The sequence below is a fragment of the Serratia sp. SSNIH1 genome, from assembly GCF_002935055.1.
GTDB classification, from domain to species: Bacteria; Pseudomonadota; Gammaproteobacteria; order Enterobacterales; family Enterobacteriaceae; genus Serratia; species Serratia nevei.
This window is the reverse complement of the sequence record NZ_CP026383.1, coordinates 4598074-4615949: the sequence shown is the minus strand read 5'-3', so window position 1 is coordinate 4615949 and position 17876 is coordinate 4598074. Positions and strand designations below refer to the sequence as shown.

At 60.3% G+C, this 17876-nt stretch carries 12 protein-coding genes; all 12 read left to right on the top strand.

The features are described 5' to 3' along the window. Nucleotide 1: 1 nt before the first annotated feature. The 12 genes from lpxB (at nt 2) to C3F38_RS22230 (ending at nt 17846) form a co-directional block, all read left to right on the top strand. A complete protein-coding gene (gene lpxB / locus C3F38_RS22285; RefSeq protein WP_055317565.1) occupies nt 2–1150 on the top strand; it encodes a lipid-A-disaccharide synthase in 1149 nt (382 codons plus the stop codon). Next, nucleotides 1147–1740, top strand: a complete 594-nt coding sequence (rnhB, locus tag C3F38_RS22280; RefSeq protein WP_047729990.1) for a ribonuclease HII — start codon at nt 1147–1149, stop codon at nt 1738–1740. The genes lpxB and rnhB overlap by 4 nt, the downstream gene beginning before the upstream one ends. Nucleotides 1741–1822: 82 nt before the next feature. Further along, nucleotides 1823–5311 (top strand): DNA polymerase III subunit alpha, encoded by a 3489-nt coding sequence (dnaE, locus tag C3F38_RS22275; RefSeq protein WP_047729991.1) that lies wholly within the window; start codon nt 1823–1825, stop codon nt 5309–5311. A gap of 12 nt (nt 5312–5323) precedes the next feature. After that, complete coding sequence (gene accA, locus C3F38_RS22270; protein ID WP_004931972.1) at nt 5324–6283, top strand: acetyl-CoA carboxylase carboxyl transferase subunit alpha; 960 nt, start codon at nt 5324–5326, stop codon at nt 6281–6283. Nucleotides 6284–6394: 111 nt separating this feature from the next. Then, the gene (locus C3F38_RS22265; protein WP_047729992.1) at nt 6395–8539 is read left to right on the top strand and encodes a lysine decarboxylase LdcC; all 2145 of its coding nucleotides are present in this window, start codon (nt 6395–6397) and stop codon (nt 8537–8539) included. Between the two features lie 105 nt (nt 8540–8644). Further along, on the top strand, nt 8645–9034 hold the full coding sequence (locus C3F38_RS22260) for a VOC family protein (protein WP_038878796.1): 390 nt from the start codon (nt 8645–8647) through the stop codon (nt 9032–9034). Nucleotides 9035–9123: 89 nt separating this feature from the next. Continuing rightward, nucleotides 9124–10677 (top strand): lysine decarboxylation/transport transcriptional activator CadC, encoded by a 1554-nt coding sequence (gene cadC / locus C3F38_RS22255; RefSeq protein ID WP_038878798.1) that lies wholly within the window; start codon nt 9124–9126, stop codon nt 10675–10677. 369 nt (nt 10678–11046) lie between these two features. Continuing rightward, nucleotides 11047–12390 (top strand): cadaverine/lysine antiporter, encoded by a 1344-nt coding sequence (gene cadB, locus C3F38_RS22250; RefSeq protein WP_038878801.1) that lies wholly within the window; start codon nt 11047–11049, stop codon nt 12388–12390. 95 nt (nt 12391–12485) lie between these two features. After that, the gene (cadA, locus tag C3F38_RS22245) at nt 12486–14624 is read left to right on the top strand and encodes a lysine decarboxylase CadA (RefSeq protein ID WP_103767514.1); all 2139 of its coding nucleotides are present in this window, start codon (nt 12486–12488) and stop codon (nt 14622–14624) included. Between the two features lie 68 nt (nt 14625–14692). After that, nucleotides 14693–16144 carry a dipeptide permease DtpD gene (gene dtpD, locus C3F38_RS22240; protein WP_047729995.1) on the top strand — a complete coding sequence of 484 codons (1452 nt, stop codon included), beginning with the start codon at nt 14693–14695 and terminating at the stop codon, nt 16142–16144. Between the two features lie 56 nt (nt 16145–16200). Continuing rightward, entirely contained in the window at nt 16201–17532 is a 1332-nt protein-coding gene (gene tilS, locus C3F38_RS22235) for a tRNA lysidine(34) synthetase TilS (protein WP_055312357.1), read from the top strand. Continuing rightward, entirely contained in the window at nt 17532–17846 is a 315-nt protein-coding gene (locus tag C3F38_RS22230; protein ID WP_033649818.1) for a cytochrome c, read from the top strand. The genes tilS and C3F38_RS22230 overlap by 1 nt, the downstream gene beginning before the upstream one ends. Nucleotides 17847–17876: the final 30 nt, after the last annotated feature.

Below are 17876 nucleotides of genomic sequence, written 5' to 3'. Positions count from 1 at the left end.
TATGTCGAATCGTCCATTGACTATCGGATTGGTCGCCGGAGAAACCTCCGGTGACATTCTCGGCGCCGGTTTGATCCGCGCGCTCAAGGCGCAGATCCCCGACGCGCGTTTCGTTGGCGTCGCCGGCCCGCTGATGCAGGCCGAAGGGTGCGAAGCCTGGTACGAAATGGAAGAGCTGGCGGTCATGGGCGTGGTGGAAGTGCTTGAGCGTTTGCCACGCCTGTTGAAGATCCGCAAGGATCTCACCCGCCGCTTCGGCGAGCTGCGGCCGGACGTGTTTGTCGGCATCGACGCGCCGGACTTCAACATCACGCTGGAAGGCCGCCTCAAGCAGCGCGGCATCCGCACCATTCACTACGTCAGCCCTTCCGTGTGGGCCTGGCGGCAAAAGCGCGTTTTCAAAATTGGCAAAGCCACCGATCTGGTGCTGGCCTTTCTCCCTTTCGAAAAAGCGTTTTACGATCGTTTCAACGTGCCTTGCCGGTTTATCGGCCATACCATGGCAGATGCCATGCCGTTACAGCCCGATCGGCTGGCGGCGCGCGCTCAGCTTGGCATCGATCCGCAGGCGCGCTGTCTGGCCTTGCTGCCGGGCAGCCGCGGCGCCGAAGTTGAGATGCTGAGCGCCGACTTCCTCAAAACAGCGCAGCTGCTGTGCATGCGTTATCCCGAGCTTGAAGTGGTGGTGCCGCTGGTTAACGCCAAACGGCGCGAGCAGTTTGAGCGCATCAAGGCGGAAGTGGCGCCGGATCTGACCGTACACCTGCTGAACGGCCAGGGGCGCGAGGCGATGATCGCCAGCGACGCGGCGCTGCTGGCGTCCGGCACGGCTGCGCTGGAGTGCATGCTGGCCAAGTGCCCGATGGTGGTGGGCTATCGCATGAAGCCGTTCACTTTCTGGCTGGCGCAGAAGCTGGTGAAAACGCCTTACGTTTCGCTGCCGAACCTGCTGGCGGGGCGCGAGATCGTCACCGAGCTGCTGCAGCATGACTGCGTGCCGGACAAACTGGCCGCCGCCGTGATGCCGCTGCTGGAAGAGAGCCCGCAAACCGAAGCGCTGAAACAGACTTTCCTTACCTTGCACCAAAGCATCCGTTGCGGTGCGGACGAACAGGCCGCTCAGGCTGTGTTGGAGCTGGCGAAAGCATGATTGAACCCTTTATCTATCCCGCTGCCACGCTGATTGCCGGTGTGGACGAAGTGGGCCGCGGCCCGTTGGTTGGCGCGGTGGTCACCGCCGCCGTGATCCTCGATCCGGCGCAGCCGATCGTCGGGCTGGCGGACTCCAAGAAACTCAGTGAAAAACGCCGCCTGGCGCTGTATGACGAAATCGTCGCCAAGGCGCTCTCCTGGAGCCTGGGGCGCGCCGAGCCGGCGGAAATCGACCAGCTGAACATTTTGCACGCCACCATGCTGGCGATGCAGCGCGCGGTGGCCGGGTTGCATATCGCGCCGGACATGGTTTTAATCGACGGTAACCGTTGCCCGCACTTGCCGATGCGTTCGCAGGCGGTGGTGAAGGGCGACAGCCGCGTGGCGGAGATCAGCGCGGCGTCCATTCTGGCAAAGGTCACGCGCGATCGCGAAATGGCCGAGCTGGACAGCGAGTTCCCGAACTACGGTTTCGCGCAGCATAAAGGCTACCCGACCGCCCTCCACCTGGAGCGGCTGGCCGCGCTGGGCGCCACCGAGCACCACCGCCGCAGCTTCGCGCCGGTGAAAAGGGCGCTGGCGCTGTAGTCTGCGGGCCTGGTTGACCAGGCTCGACGATAGCATTAACCCGGGCTCAGCCTGCTGAGCCCCTTCAATCAGGTATCTGGAGATGGCCGAACCTCGTTTTATTCACCTGCGCGTCCACAGTGACTACTCCATGATTGATGGATTGGCCAAGACGGCGCCGCTGGTGAAAAGAGCCGCCGCGTTAGCCATGCCTGCTCTGGCAATCACCGATTTCACCAACCTGTGCGGGCTGGTGAAGTTCTACGGCAGCGCGCACGGCGCCGGGATCAAACCGATCATCGGCGCGGATTTTCATGTGCAAAGCGAAGAGCTGGGCGACGAGCTGGCTCAGCTGACGGTGCTGGCCAGCAACAACGAAGGCTACCAGAACCTGACGCTGCTGATTTCCCGCGCCTATCAGCGTGGCTACGGGGCCGCCGGCCCGACCATCGATCGCGACTGGCTGATTGAACATCGTGAAGGGCTGATTCTGCTCTCCGGCGCGCGTCAGGGCGACGTCGGCAAGTTTCTGCTGCGCGGCAACCAGGCGCAGGTGGATCAGTGCCTGGACTTCTACCAGCAGCACTTCCCGGACTGTTACTACCTGGAACTGATCCGCACCGGCCGCCCGGACGAAGAGAACTACCTGCATGCGGCGGTGGCGCTGGCCACCGAACGCGGTTTGCCGGTGGTGGCCACCAACGACGTGCGCTTCCTGGTGGAAGACGACTTCGATGCCCATGAGATTCGCGTCGCCATCCACGACGGCTTTACGCTGGACGATCCCAAGCGGCCGCGCAACTACAGCCCGCAGCAATACATGCGCAGCGAAGACGAGATGTGCGAGCTGTTCGCCGACATTCCGGAAGCGCTGCTGAACAGCGTCGAGATCGCCAAGCGCTGCAACGTCACCATTCGCCTCGGCGAATACTTCCTGCCGCAGTTCCCGACCGGCGACATGAGCACCGAGGACTTCCTGGTACTCAAATCGAAAGAGGGGCTGGAAGAGCGTCTCGAGTTCCTGTTCCCCGATCCTGAAGTGCGCGCGCAGCGCCGCCCGGAATACGACGAGCGTCTGGACGTCGAGCTGAAGGTGATCAACCAGATGGGGTTCCCCGGCTACTTCCTGATCGTGATGGAGTTTATCCAGTGGTCGAAGGACAACAACGTACCGGTGGGACCGGGGCGCGGCTCCGGTGCCGGTTCGCTGGTGGCCTATGCGTTGAAAATCACCGACCTCGATCCGTTGGAATTCGACCTGCTGTTCGAACGCTTCCTGAACCCGGAACGTGTCTCGATGCCCGACTTCGACGTCGACTTCTGCATGGAGAAGCGCGACCAGGTAATTGAGCACGTGGCGGAGATGTACGGCCGCGAAGCGGTATCGCAGATCATCACCTTCGGTACTATGGCGGCGAAAGCGGTTATCCGCGACGTGGGCCGCGTGCTGGGGCATCCGTACGGCTTCGTCGATCGCATCTCCAAGCTGGTGCCGCCGGATCCGGGCATGACGCTGGAAAAAGCCTTCGCCGCCGAACCGCAGCTGCCGGAAATTTACGAGGCCGACGAAGAGGTCAAGGCGCTGATCGACATGGCGCGCAAGCTGGAAGGGGTGACGCGCAACGCCGGTAAACACGCCGGGGGCGTGGTGATCGCGCCGACCAAAATCACCGACTTCGCGCCGCTGTACTGCGACGCCGAAGGGCACCATCCGGTGACCCAGTTCGACAAGAACGACGTGGAATACGCCGGGCTGGTGAAGTTCGACTTCCTCGGTCTGCGTACCCTGACCATCATCGACTGGGCGCTGGAGATGATCAACGCCCGGCGCGCCAAAACCGGGCTGGAACCGATCGACATCGCCGCCATTCCGCTCGACGACAAGAAAAGCTTCGACATGCTGCAGCGCTCGGAAACCACGGCGGTGTTCCAGCTTGAATCGCGCGGCATGAAAGACCTGATCAAACGTCTGAAGCCCGACTGCTTCGAAGACATGATCGCACTGGTGGCGCTGTTCCGCCCGGGGCCGCTGCAGTCGGGCATGGTGGATAACTTCATCGACCGCAAACACGGCCGCGAAGAGATCTCCTACCCGGACATTCAGTGGCAGCATGAGTCGCTCAAGCCGGTGCTGGAACCGACCTACGGCATCATCCTGTATCAGGAACAGGTGATGCAGATTGCCCAGGTGCTGGCCGGCTATACCCTGGGCGGCGCGGACATGCTGCGCCGTGCGATGGGTAAAAAGAACCCGGTCGAAATGGCCAAGCAGCGCGGCGGCTTTGAAGACGGCGCGAAAGCGCGCGGTATCGACGGCGAACTGTCGGTGAAAATCTTCGACCTGGTGGAGAAGTTCGCCGGTTACGGCTTCAACAAATCGCACTCCGCCGCCTATGCGCTGGTTTCGTATCAGACGCTGTGGCTGAAGGCGCACTATCCGGCCGAGTTTATGGCGGCGGTGATGACCGCCGATATGGACAACACCGACAAAGTGGTGGGGCTGGTGGACGAATGCTGGCGCATGGGGCTGAAGATCCTGCCGCCGGACATCAACAGCGGTTTGTATCACTTCCACGTCAACGACGACGGCGAGATCGTTTACGGCATCGGCGCCATCAAGGGCGTGGGCGAAGGGCCGATCGAGGCCATTATCGAGGCGCGCAACAGCGGCGAACAAGGTTACTTCAAAGACCTGTTTGACCTGTGTGCGCGCTCCGACATCAAGAAACTGAATCGCCGCATTCTGGAAAAACTGATCATGTCCGGCGCGTTCGATCGCCTCGGGCCGCACCGCGCCGCGCTGATGAATTCGCTCGGCGACGCGTTGAAAGCGGCGGATCAGCATGCGAAAGCCGAAGCTATTGGCCAGGTAGATATGTTCGGCGTGCTGGCGGAGGCGCCGGAGCAGGTGGAGCAATCCTATGCCAATATCGCCCCCTGGCCGGAGCAGGTGGTGCTGGACGGTGAACGGGAGACGCTGGGGCTGTACCTGACCGGCCACCCGATCACCCAGTACCTGAAGGAGATCGAACGTTACGCCGGTGGCCAGCGTTTGAAAGACATGCACCCGACGGATCGGGGCAAAATGACCACCGCCGTCGGGCTGGTGGTCGCCGCGCGGGTGATGGTGACCAAGCGCGGCAACCGCATCGGTATCTGTACATTGGATGACCGTTCGGGCCGTCTGGAAGTGATGTTATTCACCGAAGCGTTAGAAAAATACCAGCATTTGTTGGAAAAAGACCGTATCCTTATCGCCAGTGGACAGGTCAGCTTTGATGACTTTAGCGGCGGGCTTAAAATGATGGCCCGCGAGGTAATGGACATCAGTGAAGCCCGGGAAAAATACGCTCGCGGGCTTGCTATCTCGCTGACTGACAGGCAAATTGATGACCAGCTTTTGAACCGTCTCCGTCAGTCGTTGGAACCCCATCGATCGGGGACGATTCCAGTGCATCTCTACTATCAACGGGAAGATGCGCGAGCCAAGCTGCGTTTTGGCGCAACCTGGCGCGTGACGCCCACCGACCGCTTGTTGATAGACTTGCGGACGTTGGTAGGCAATGAGCAGGTGGACTTGGAATTTGACTAAAATAGGAATGCTATGAGTCTGAATTTTCTTGATTTTGAACAGCCGATTGCAGAGCTGGAAGCGAAAATTGACTCGCTGACTGCAGTCAGCCGTCAAGACGAAAAATTAGATATTAATCTGGACGAAGAGGTTCAGCGCCTGCGTGAAAAGAGCGTTGAGCTGACGCGCAAGATTTTTGCCGATCTTGGGGCTTGGCAGATTGCCCAATTGGCACGCCACCCGCGCCGTCCTTATACCCTGGATTATATCAAACACATCTTTACCGACTTCGAAGAGTTGGCGGGCGATCGCGCTTACGCCGATGACAAAGCGATCGTCGGCGGTATTGCGCGCCTGGATGGTCGCCCGGTGATGATCATCGGGCACCAGAAAGGCCGTGAAACCAAAGAGAAGATCCGCCGCAACTTCGGTATGCCGGCGCCGGAAGGCTACCGCAAGGCTTTGCGCCTGATGGAAATGGCCGCCCGCTTCAAGATGCCGATCATCACCTTTATCGACACCCCGGGCGCTTATCCGGGCGTGGGCGCGGAAGAGCGTGGCCAGTCTGAAGCCATCGCGCGCAACCTGCGTGAGATGTCGCGTCTGAACGTACCGGTCATCTGCACCGTCATCGGCGAAGGCGGCTCCGGCGGCGCGCTGGCGATCGGCGTGGGCGATAAGGTGAACATGCTGCAGTACAGCACCTACTCGGTGATTTCGCCGGAAGGCTGTGCCTCCATCCTGTGGAAGAGTGCCGACAAGGCGCCGCTGGCCGCAGAAGCGATGGGCATCACCGCGCCGCGCCTGAAAGAGCTGAAGCTGATTGACTCGGTGATCCCGGAGCCGCTCGGTTCCGCACACCGCGACGTGCCGGCGATGGCGGCCGCGCTGAAAGCGCAGCTGTTGGCCGATCTGAAAGATCTGGACGGTCTGAACGACGAAGAGTTACTCAACCGTCGCTACCAGCGTCTGATGAACTACGGCTACTGCTGAGTTCTGTGCTTCGTTGCAAGAAACCGCCTCCGGGCGGTTTTTTTTTGGCTACACACCGCCGGATTTTCGTGGTGTTATAGAGACTTGGCCGTTAACTGACAGGAGCTGCCGATGAATATCATCGCCATCATGGGCCCGACGGGCGTCTACTACAAAGATGAGCCGATCCGCGAGCTCCATGCTGCGCTGGCTGCTATGGGATTCCAGCTGGTGTACCCCAAAAACAGCGGCGACCTGCTGAAGCTGATCGAAGCCAACGCCCGCATCTGCGGGGTGATCTTCGACTGGGACGACTACAGCCTGGAGCTGTGCAGCGAGATCAACGAGCTGAACGAATACCTGCCGCTGTACGCCTTTATCAATACCCACTCCACTTTCGACGTCAGCCTGCATGAAATGCGCATGGTGCTCTATTTCTTCGAGTATGGCCTAAATGCGGCCGACGATATCGCGCAGCGCATCCAGCAGTACACCGCGGAATACATCGATACCATTACGCCGCCGCTCACCAAGGCGCTGTTCAACTACGTGCGCGAAGGGAAGTACACCTTCTGCACGCCGGGCCACATGGCCGGCACCGCGTTTCAAAAAAGCCCGGTGGGCTGCCTGTTCTACGATTTCTTCGGCGCCAATACCCTGAAGGCCGACATCTCGATTTCGGTTACCGAGCTCGGTTCGCTGCTGGATCACACCGGGCCGCACCTGGAGGCCGAAGAGTATATCGCGCGTACCTTCAACGCCGAGCAGAGTTATCTGGTCACCAACGGCACCTCCACCGCCAACAAGATCGTCGGCATGTATTCGGCGCCGGCCGGCAGCACGGTGCTGATCGACCGCAACTGCCACAAATCGCTGTGTCACCTGTTGATGATGAGCGATATCGTGCCGATCTATCTGCGCCCGCTGCGCAACGCCTATGGCATCCTCGGCGGCATTCCGCAGCGCGAGTTTACCCGCGAAAGCATCGCCGCCCGGGTGCAGGAGACCCAGAACGCCACCTGGCCGGTGCACGCGGTGATCACCAATTCCACCTATGACGGGCTGCTGTACAACACCGACTACATCAAGCAGACGCTGGAGGTGCCATCGATCCACTTCGACTCCGCCTGGGTGCCTTACACCAACTTCCATCCGATTTACGACGGCAAAAGCGGCATGAGCGGCGAGCGGGTGCCCGGTAAGGTTTTCTACGAAACCCAGTCGACGCACAAGCTGCTGGCGGCTTTCTCGCAGGCTTCGATGATTCATATCAAGGGCGACTACGACGAGAGCACCTTCAACGAAGCCTACATGATGCACACCACCACCTCACCGCACTATGGCATCGTGGCATCGATGGAGACCGCTGCCGCCATGCTGCGCGGCAACCCGGGGCGCCGCTTGATCAACCGCTCGGTGGAGCGTGCGCTGCATTTTCGCCGTGAAGTGCAGCGGCTGCGCGAGGAGAGCGACAGTTGGTTCTTCGACATTTGGCAGCCGGAAGAGATCGATGAAGCGCAATGCTGGCCACTGGATCCGGACGACAACTGGCACGGTTTTGGCCAGACCGATCGCGATCACATGTACCTCGATCCGATCAAGGTGACGATCCTGACGCCGGGCATGAACGAGCTGGGCACGCTGGAGGAGGAGGGGATCCCGGCGGCGCTGGTGGCGAAGTACCTCGACGAGCGCGGCATCGTGGTGGAGAAGACCGGGCCGTACAACCTGCTGTTCCTGTTCAGTATCGGCATCGATAAAACCAAGGCGATGAGCCTGCTGCGCGGCCTGACCGACTTCAAACGCGCCTACGATCTCAACCTGCGGGTGAAGAACATGCTGCCGGATCTGTACGCCGAGGATCCGGATTTCTATCGCAACATGCGCATTCAGGATCTGGCCGCCGGCATTCACCGCCTGATCTGCCAGCACGAGCTGCCGCGCCTGATGCAGCGGGCGTTCGATGTGCTGCCGGAAATGAAGCTGACGCCGCACCAGATGTTCCAGGAGCAGGTGCGCGGCAACGTGGAAACCTGTGAGCTGGATCAGCTGGTGGGCAAGGTGGCGGCCAATATGATCCTGCCGTATCCGCCGGGCGTGCCGCTGGTGATGCCGGGAGAAATGATCACCGAAGAGAGCCGGGCAGTGCTCGATTTTCTGCTGATGCTGTGCTCGATCGGCGAACGCTACCCCGGCTTTGAAACCGACATCCACGGCGCCAAACTGACGGAGGACGGACGCTATCTGGTGAAGGTGTTGAAAGCCCCGCAGCCGTAATGCATTACACGCCCGGCGGTTTGGAAAGATATGCCGGGCGTTCTCATTGACGTCATCGCCGCCGCCGGATACCTTGCCTCATCAAACCGAACAGGAGAGGCCGCCATGCTGGCGTTACGTCAGGTACACCATATCGCGATCATTGGCGCGGACTACGCCGCCAGTAAGCATTTTTACTGCGACATTCTCGGATTTACCCTGCTGAGCGAAGTCTACCGCGAGGAGCGCGGCTCCTGGAAAGCCGATCTGGCGCTCAACGGGCAATACACTATCGAGCTGTTTTCTTTCCCTTCGCCGCCGGCCCGCGTCAGCCGCCCGGAGGCCTGCGGCCTGCGCCATCTGGCGTTCAGCGTTGACGACATTGACCAGGCCATCGCCCATCTGCAGGCGGCCGGCGTCGCCTGCGAACCGGTCCGCGTCGATCCTTATACCCAATCCCGTTTTACCTTTTTCAGCGATCCCGATGGTTTACCGTTAGAATTATACGAGAGTTAACGGCTTAATCGCCTCCCGGCGGCCACAGCCGGGGGCGGTTATGCTATGATCGCGCCCTTGCCCTACATGCCTACAGAGTTATTTCCGCCATGCAAGAGCCTGCTTTTCGCGTCGGGGAGTGGCTGGTGACCCCTGCCGACAACACCATCAGCCGCGACGGACGCCAAAAAACGCTGGAACCGCGCCTGATCGACATGCTGTGCTATTTCGCCCGGCATCCCGACGTGGTGCTGAGCCGCGACGAGCTGATCGACAACGTCTGGAAGCGCAATATCGTCACCAACCACGTGGTGACCCAATGTATTTCAGAGCTGCGCAAATACCTGAAAGACGGCGACAGCGACAGCCCGGAATACATTATCACCGTGCCCAAGCGCGGGTATAAGCTGGCGACGTCGGTGATCTGGTGTGAAGAAGGGGAGACGCAACCCGCTCCCGCACTGGCGCCGCAGATCGCGGTGATCATGCATGAGCCGGAAGACGGCAGCGAGGAAGACGAGACGCCGTATGTGCCGCCGCGCCGGGCAAGCGCACCGCCTGCCACGCCCGGCGAAAAGAAGCCGCGTTTTTATCGTCGCTCGACCTTCTGGGTGTGGCTGGCGTTTCTGGCGGCGCTCAGCGTCTGCGTGGCGTTTGTCGGCATCGCCACGCTGTCGCAGCGCGTGCCGGTATCCACCATGCCGGTGTTGCTCAACCCGCGCGATATCGATATTCGCATCCAGGGCGGCGAGAGCTGCAGTAACTGGATGCCGCAGCTCTCTTATGTGGTGGGCGTCAGCGAGCTGATCACCGATTCGCTGAACACCTACTCGACCTTCCTGGTGCACGACCAGACCAACTACAACTATTCCGGCCCCAGCAACTCGGGCAAGTCGCTGTATATCGAGTTCGTCAATCAGCGCCACTACCGCGCCCAGCAGTGTTTCCTGTCCGTGCGGCTGGTGGATAACGCCGACAGCTCAGTCATGCTGGACAAGCGTTACTTTATTACTGCCGATAACCAGCTGAAGATCCAGACCGACTTCCTCTCCAGCCTGTCCGCTGCGCTGAAGCAGCCTTGGCCGCCACAGCTGGCGCAGCGCCTGGCGCAGCTGCTGCCCGACAACGGGCCGTTGCTGCAGCGTTTCTACCAGGCGCATCAGTTGCTGATCCACGGCGACGCCGATTCGTTGACCCGCGCCAGCGCCCAGCTGAGCGAGCTGATTAAAAGCGCGCCGAACTTCCACTACCTGCTGGCCGAAAAGGCGCTGGTGGATCTGCTGCGTAATTCTTATCAACCGTTCGACAGCCAGGCCCTGGCGCAATTGCGCGCCGATATCAGCCATCTGGCGACGATCCCCGAATTGAAAAACACGCCAATCATGCAGCAAGTTCTGGCGGTAGATGCATTGACGCAGGGGCGCATTGACGAGGCGCACCGGGCGATCGATCTGGGGATTGAATTGCAAATGTCGTGGCTGAATTATGTGCTGCTGGGCAAGGTGTATGAAATGCAGGGGCAGAACCATTTGGCAGCGGATTCTTATATTACCGCATTCAATCTTCGCCCCGGCGAAGACACATTGCATTGGATAACCAATGGCGTATTCCAGACGTCATTGACCAACGTGGTGCCTTATTTAAATAACTATCAGCGCCAATAATTAACCGATATCACGCCGCCATTATTCTCCGGGAATCATGGTGGCGTTATTTATTGGTGAAGGTATGTTGCGTGAATGTATTATTTTGCTGCGCGATATTATTTCTTTTCTGCCGTTTGTTATTTGTTTTTAACCTTTCTATATTGTTGTTTTAAAATGATGTTTATCTTTTCTTTAGCTTACCTTTTTATCTTGATGTGTTAATGAAAAACCTCAGGTTATCATTTGTATGATCATGAGCGTAATCTCACTTTATCTTTAGGACTTTATTCCCCCCGATGGTTAGCATCCTGACTATCAAGCCGGCTCATTAAAATCTTTTATTTATGGGTGTGGCTTATAAGAAACGTAAATCAGGAGAAACTGACCATGGCTTCACCCAAGAAAATAGGGCTTATTGCCTGCACCGGCGTCGTCGCCGGTAATATGATGGGGAGCGGGATTGCCTTATTGCCCGCCAATCTGGCGAGTCTCGGATCTATCGCCATCTGGGGATGGGTGATCTCGATTATCGGGGCGATGTCGCTGGCCTATGTGTATGCCCGCCTCGCCACCAAAAACCCGCAGCAGGGCGGCCCTATCGCCTACGCGGGTGAAATCTCCCCGGCCTTCGGTTTCCAGACCGGCGTGCTTTATTACCATGCCAACTGGATCGGTAACCTGGCCATCGGCATTACCGCCGTTTCTTATCTCTCCACCTTCTTCCCGGCTCTGAACAACCCGGTACCTGCCGGCATCGCCTGTATCGCTATCGTGTGGGTCTTCACCTTCGTGAACATGCTGGGCGGAACCTGGGTCAGCCGTTTGACCACCCTGGGCCTGGTGCTGGTGCTGATCCCGGTGATCGTGACTGCCACCATCGGCTGGCACTGGTTTGACGTCGCCACCTATCAGGCTAACTGGAATACCTCCGGCACCACCGACAGCCATGCGGTCATCAAGAGTATCCTGCTGTGCCTGTGGGCGTTTATCGGCGTGGAATCCGCAGCGGTCAGCACCGGCATGGTGAAAAACCCGAAACGTACCGTGCCGCTGGCAACCATGCTCGGCACCGGCCTGGCTGGCATTATCTACATCGCTGCCACCCAGGTGATCAGCGGTATGTTCCCGGCGTCTGAAATGGCCGCCAGCGGCGCGCCGTTCGCCATCAGCGCCTCGGCGATTATGGGCAACTGGGCCGCACCGATGGTTTCCGCCTTCACCGCCTTCGCCTGCCTGACGTCACTGGGTTCGTGGATGATGCTGGTCGGCCAGGCCGGGGTACGTGCCGCCAACGACGGCAACTTCCCGAAAGTGTACGGCGAGCTGGATAAAAACGGCATTCCGAAGAAAGGCCTGCTGCTGGCCGGTTGCAAAATGACCGCGCTGATGGTGCTGATCACCCTGATGAGCTCCGCCGGCGGCAAAGCGTCCGACCTGTTCGGCGAACTGACCGGCATCGCGGTGCTGCTGACCATGCTGCCTTACTTCTACTCCTGCGTAGACCTGATCCGCTTCGAAGGGGTCAACGTGCGCAACCTGCTGAGCCTGATCGCTTCGGTGTGCGGCTGTGGCTTCTGCTTCATCGCGCTGATGGGCGCCAACTCATTCGAACTGTCCGGCACCTTTATCATCAGCCTGATTATCCTGATGTTCTACGCCCGGAAAATGAATACCCGCCAGGCTGCCAACGCAGCGGCGGTCGATGAAAACACCACGGCCAAAGCGCACTGATTCGCGTCCGCTGACCGACTGAATTTACCCAGCCCCTTTCTTTCCGACCTGTCAGCCGCGACGGGAAGGGGCTTGCTTTGCCAGGAGAAATGCATATGAACGTTATCGCCATCATGAATCACATGGGTGTCTACTTCAAAGAAGAGCCTATCCGTGAACTGCATCAGGCGCTGGAAAGTCTGGATTTCCGCATCGTTTACCCTAACGATCGCGAAGACCTGCTGAAACTGATCGAGAACAACGCCCGTCTGTGCGGGGTGATCTTCGACTGGGACAAATACAACCTGGAGCTGTGCGAAGAGATCAGCCAGCTGAACGAGTACATGCCGCTGTACGCGTTCGCCAACACCTATTCGACGCTGGACGTCAGCCTGAACGATCTGCGCATGCAGGTGCGCTTCTTCGAATATGCGCTCGGCGCGGCAACCGACATCGCCGCCAAGATCAAACAGAATACCGACGAGTATATCGACACCATCCTGCCGCCGTTGACCAAGGCGCTGTTCAAATACGTGCGCGAAGGCAAATACACCTTCTGTACGCCGGGCCACATGGGCGGCACCGCGTTCCAGAAGAGCCCGGTGGGCAGCCTGTTCTACGATTTCTTCGGCCCGAACACCATGAAGTCGGATATCTCGATTTCGGTGTCCGAACTGGGATCGTTGCTGGATCACTCCGGCCCGCACAAAGAGGCGGAAGAGTACATTTCCCGCGTGTTCAACGCCGAACGCAGCTACATGGTCACCAACGGCACCTCCACCGCCAACAAGATCGTCGGCATGTACTCGGCGCCGGCGGGCAGCACGGTGCTGATTGACCGTAACTGCCACAAGTCGCTGACTCACCTGATGATGATGAGTGACATCACGCCGATCTACTTCCGCCCGACCCGCAACGCCTACGGCATCCTCGGCGGCATTCCGCAGAGCGAGTTCCAGCGCGCCACCATCGCCAAACGCGTGAAGGACACCCCGAACGCCACCTGGCCGGTACACGCGGTGATCACCAACTCCACCTATGACGGCCTGCTGTACAACACCGACTTTATCAAGAACACCCTGGACGTGAAGTCGATCCACTTCGATTCCGCCTGGGTGCCTTACACCAACTTCCACCCGATCTACAAAGGCAAGTGTGGCATGAGCGGCGGCCGCGTGGAGGGCAAGGTGATCTATGAAACCCAGTCCACCCACAAACTGCTGGCGGCCTTCTCGCAGGCTTCGATGATTCACGTGAAGGGTGACATCAACGAAGAAACCTTCAACGAAGCCTACATGATGCACACCACCACCTCGCCGCACTACGGCATCGTGGCGTCGACCGAAACCGCCGCGGCGATGATGAAAGGCAACGCCGGCAAGCGCCTGATCAACGGCTCTATCGAGCGCGCGATCAAGTTCCGCAAAGAGATCAAACGCCTGAAAGTTGAATCCGACGGCTGGTTCTTCGACGTCTGGCAGCCGGAGCATATCGATGAGCCGGAATGCTGGCCGCTGCGTTCCGACAGCGCCTGGCACGGCTTCAAGAATATCGATAACGAACACATGTATCTCGACCCGATCAAGGTCACCATTCTGACGCCGGGGATGAGCAAGGAAGGCGAGATGCAGCCGTTCGGTATCCCGGCCAGCATCGTGGCGAAATACCTCGACGAACGCGGCATCATCGTCGAGAAAACCGGGCCGTACAACCTGCTGTTCCTGTTCAGCATCGGCATCGACAAAACCAAGGCGCTCAGCCTGCTGCGCGCGATGACCGACTTCAAACGCTCGTTCGATCTGAACCTGCGGGTGAAAAACATGCTGCCTTCGCTGTATCAGGAAGCGCCTGATTTCTATGAAAACATGCGCATTCAGGATCTGGCGCAGAACATTCACCGCCTGGTGGAGCAACACAACCTGCCGGATCTGATGTATCGCGCGTTCGAAGTGCTGCCAACCATGGTGATGAACCCGTATCAGGCGTTCCAGAAAGAGCTGCACGGCGAAGTGGAAGAAGTCTATCTGGAAGATATGGTCGGCAAGGTCAACGCCAATATGATCCTCCCATACCCACCGGGCGTGCCGCTGGTGATGCCGGGCGAAATGCTGACCGAGGAGAGCCGGCCGGTGCTGGAGTTCCTGCAGATGCTGTGCGAAATCGGCGCGCATTATCCGGGCTTTGAAACCGACATTCACGGCGCCTATCGTCAGGCGGACGGACGTTATCGGGTGAAAGTGCTGAAGGCGAAATAACCGCAGCCAATAACAGGGGAGGCGCTCGCGCTTCCCCTTTGTCGTTCACCGACTGATGGGAGACCTCCATGAAAACACCCTCACAGCCGCGCGCAATCTACTATGTCGTAGCCATACAAATTTGGGAATATTTCAGCTTTTACGGCATGCGTGCGTTACTGATTCTCTATCTGACCCACCAACTCGGCTATACCGACAGTCACGCCATCGATCTCTACAGCGCTTACGCTTCGTTAGTTTATGTCACTCCTATTTTGGGCGGCTGGCTCGCCGACCGCCTGCTGGGCAATCGCGTCGCGGTGATTGCCGGCGCGGCGCTGATGACGCTGGGGCATATCGTGCTCGGCCTGAGTGCGGTCTCCGCCCAGTCGCTCTATCTGGCGCTGGCCATCATCATCTGCGGCTACGGTCTGTTCAAATCCAATATCAGCTGCCTGCTGGGCGAGCTGTATCCGGCGCAGGACTCGCGCCGCGAAGGGGGCTTCTCGCTGCTGTACGCCGCCGGCAACGTCGGTTCCATTTTGGCGCCGATCGCCTGCGGGTTGGCGGCCGAGCGCTATGGCTGGCACGTCGGCTTTGCGTTGGCCGGGATCGGCATGTTCGCCGGCCTGGCGATCTTCCTGCTTGGCGGGCGCCACTTCCGCCATACCCGCGGCGTGAATGCACCGCTGATGCGCGCCAAAAGCCTGGGTTTGCCGCACTGGGGTTGGCTGTTGGCGGCGCTGCTGGCATCGCCGCTGTTCTTCACGCTGCTGTTTGTGCACGACTGGGCCGGCTATTTGCTCGGGCTGGTATGCGTGGCGGCGGTGGTGCTGGTGGCGCGCATTATGCTGCGTGCGGACGCCGGCCAGCGCCGGGGGCTGTGGCAGATCGTTGTGCTGATGCTGCTGGGCACGCTGTTCTGGGCTTTCGCCCAGCAGGGCGGCAGCTCCATCAGCCTGTTTATCGATCACTTCGTCGATCGGCGCTGGTTCGGCTGGACGGTGCCGACCGCGCTGTTCCAGTCGGTTAACGCCTGCGCGGTGATGCTGGGCGGCGTGGCGTTGGCATGGCTTGCGAGCGGCGACGGTACGGGCGATCGCACGCTGCGCATCTGGTGCAAGTTCGCCTTCGGTCTGCTGTTGATCGGCGTCGGCTTTACGCTGATGGCGCTCAATACGCGGCTGCACGGGCCGGGATCGATGGGGCTGATGATCGCCGGCCTGGCGGTGATGGGCTTCGCCGAACTGTTTATCGATCCGGTGGCGATGGCGCAGATCACCCGGCTGAATATCCCCGGCGCCACCGGCGTGCTGACCGGTATCTATATGCTGGCGACCGGCTCGATCGCCAACTACCTGGCGGGCATTATCGCTAATCAGACCGCCGAGGATCACATCGAGGGGGCGGCGATGCAGGCGTATGGCCGCATTTTCGCTCAGATCGGCTGGGGAGCGGCCGGATGCTCGCTGGCGGTGATCGCGGTGCTGGGCGGCTGGTGGTTGCTGACGCGGCGCCAGGCCCGGACGGTTAATGCTTGATTGATGACGGTAGGCGGGGTTAACGTGCAGCTATGTAGAAGTGACAAAGCCTACCGATGAATACTGATCAATTAACGACGCGGGTGGCGGACCAGTTGGGCGCGCAGCAGCGGCTGCTGGTGGCGTTCAGCGGCGGCCTGGATTCCAGCGTACTGCTGCATGCGCTGGCGGCGTTGCGCCGCCAGCGTCCGGCGCTGCAGCTGCGTGCGCTGCACGTGCATCACGGCCTGAGCGCCTTTGCCGACCGCTGGGTTGAGCATTGCCGCAGCCGCTGTGCCGACTGGCAGATCCCGCTGACGGTGACGCACGTGCAGGTGGACGCCCGCCAGGGCGGTATCGAAGCGGCGGCGCGTGCGGCGCGCTATGCCGCCTTCAGCACCGCGCTGACGGAGGGCGAAGCGCTGCTCACCGCTCAACACCTCGACGATCAAAGCGAAACCTTCCTGTTGGCGCTCAAGCGCGGCAGCGGGCCGGCGGGGCTGTCGGCGATGGCGGCGCGCGCGGCGTTGGGTGAGCACCTGCTGTTGCGGCCGCTGTTGGGCTGTTCGCGTCAGACGCTGGAAAGCTACGCGCAACGCCACGCCTTAACCTGGATCGATGACGACAGCAATCAGGACACGCGCTTCGATCGCAATTTCCTGCGGTTGCAGGTGCTGCCGCAGCTCAATCAACGCTGGCCGCACTTCGCCTCGGCGGTGGCGCGCAGCGCCGGCCTGTGCGCCGAGCAGGAGCAACTGCTGGACGAACTGCTGGCGGAACCGCTGCAAAACCTGTTGGCGGCGGATCGCTCATTGGCGATTGACGGCCTGACGGACTGTTCGCCGGTGCGGCGCTTCGCCTTGCTGCGGCGCTGGATCGCGTTGTTTAACGTCGCCATGCCGGCGCGTGAGCAGCTGCAACGCCTGTGGGAGGAGGTGGCGCTCAGCCGGGAGGATGCCGAACCGCAGCTGCAGCTCGGCACCTATCAGATTCGCCGTTTCCGCGGCCGGTTGCACCTGTTGCCGCCGTTGGCGGCGCTGCGCGATGTGCATCTGCCCTGGCAGCCTGACGAGCCGCTGGCGCTGCCGGATGGGCTGGGGCGGCTTGTCGCCGGTGAGGGCGAGCTGGCGCTGCGTGCGCCGCAGCCATCGCAGCGGATCAGCATTCGTTTCGGCGGCGTGCAGGGCACGGTACGCATCGTGGGGCGCACCCATTCGCGGCCGATAAAAAAACTGTGGCAGGAGCTGGGTATTCCGCCCTGGCAGCGTGAACGCATCCCGTTGATTTATTATGATGAGCAGCTGATCGCCGCGCTGGGCGTATTCGTCTGTGAAGCGGGGCTGGTGCCGGAAGGCGAACGCCCATGGCGGCTGCGCTGGGAAAAAAATCATAATAGCGAGGAGCAATGATGAAGTTTGTGGGGATCACGCTGTTGGCCACCGGCCTGTTCAGCCTGCCGGCGTTGGCGGCGGGGGATGCGGCCGCCGGTCAGGCGAAAGCCGCCGCCTGCGCGGCGTGCCACGGCGCGCAGGGCAAGGTGACGGTGCCGATGTACCCGAATCTGGCCGGGCAGAATGCCATGTACCTGCAGCACGCGCTGCAGGCGTATAAGAAAGGGGAGCGCAACGGCGGCCAAGCCGAGGTGATGAAGGCCTATGTGTCGGGGCTGTCGGATGACGATATCGCCGATCTGGCGGCCTTTTACGCCAGCCTGAAGCCTTAAATGACGAGGGCAGCCGTTGGGCTGCCCTGT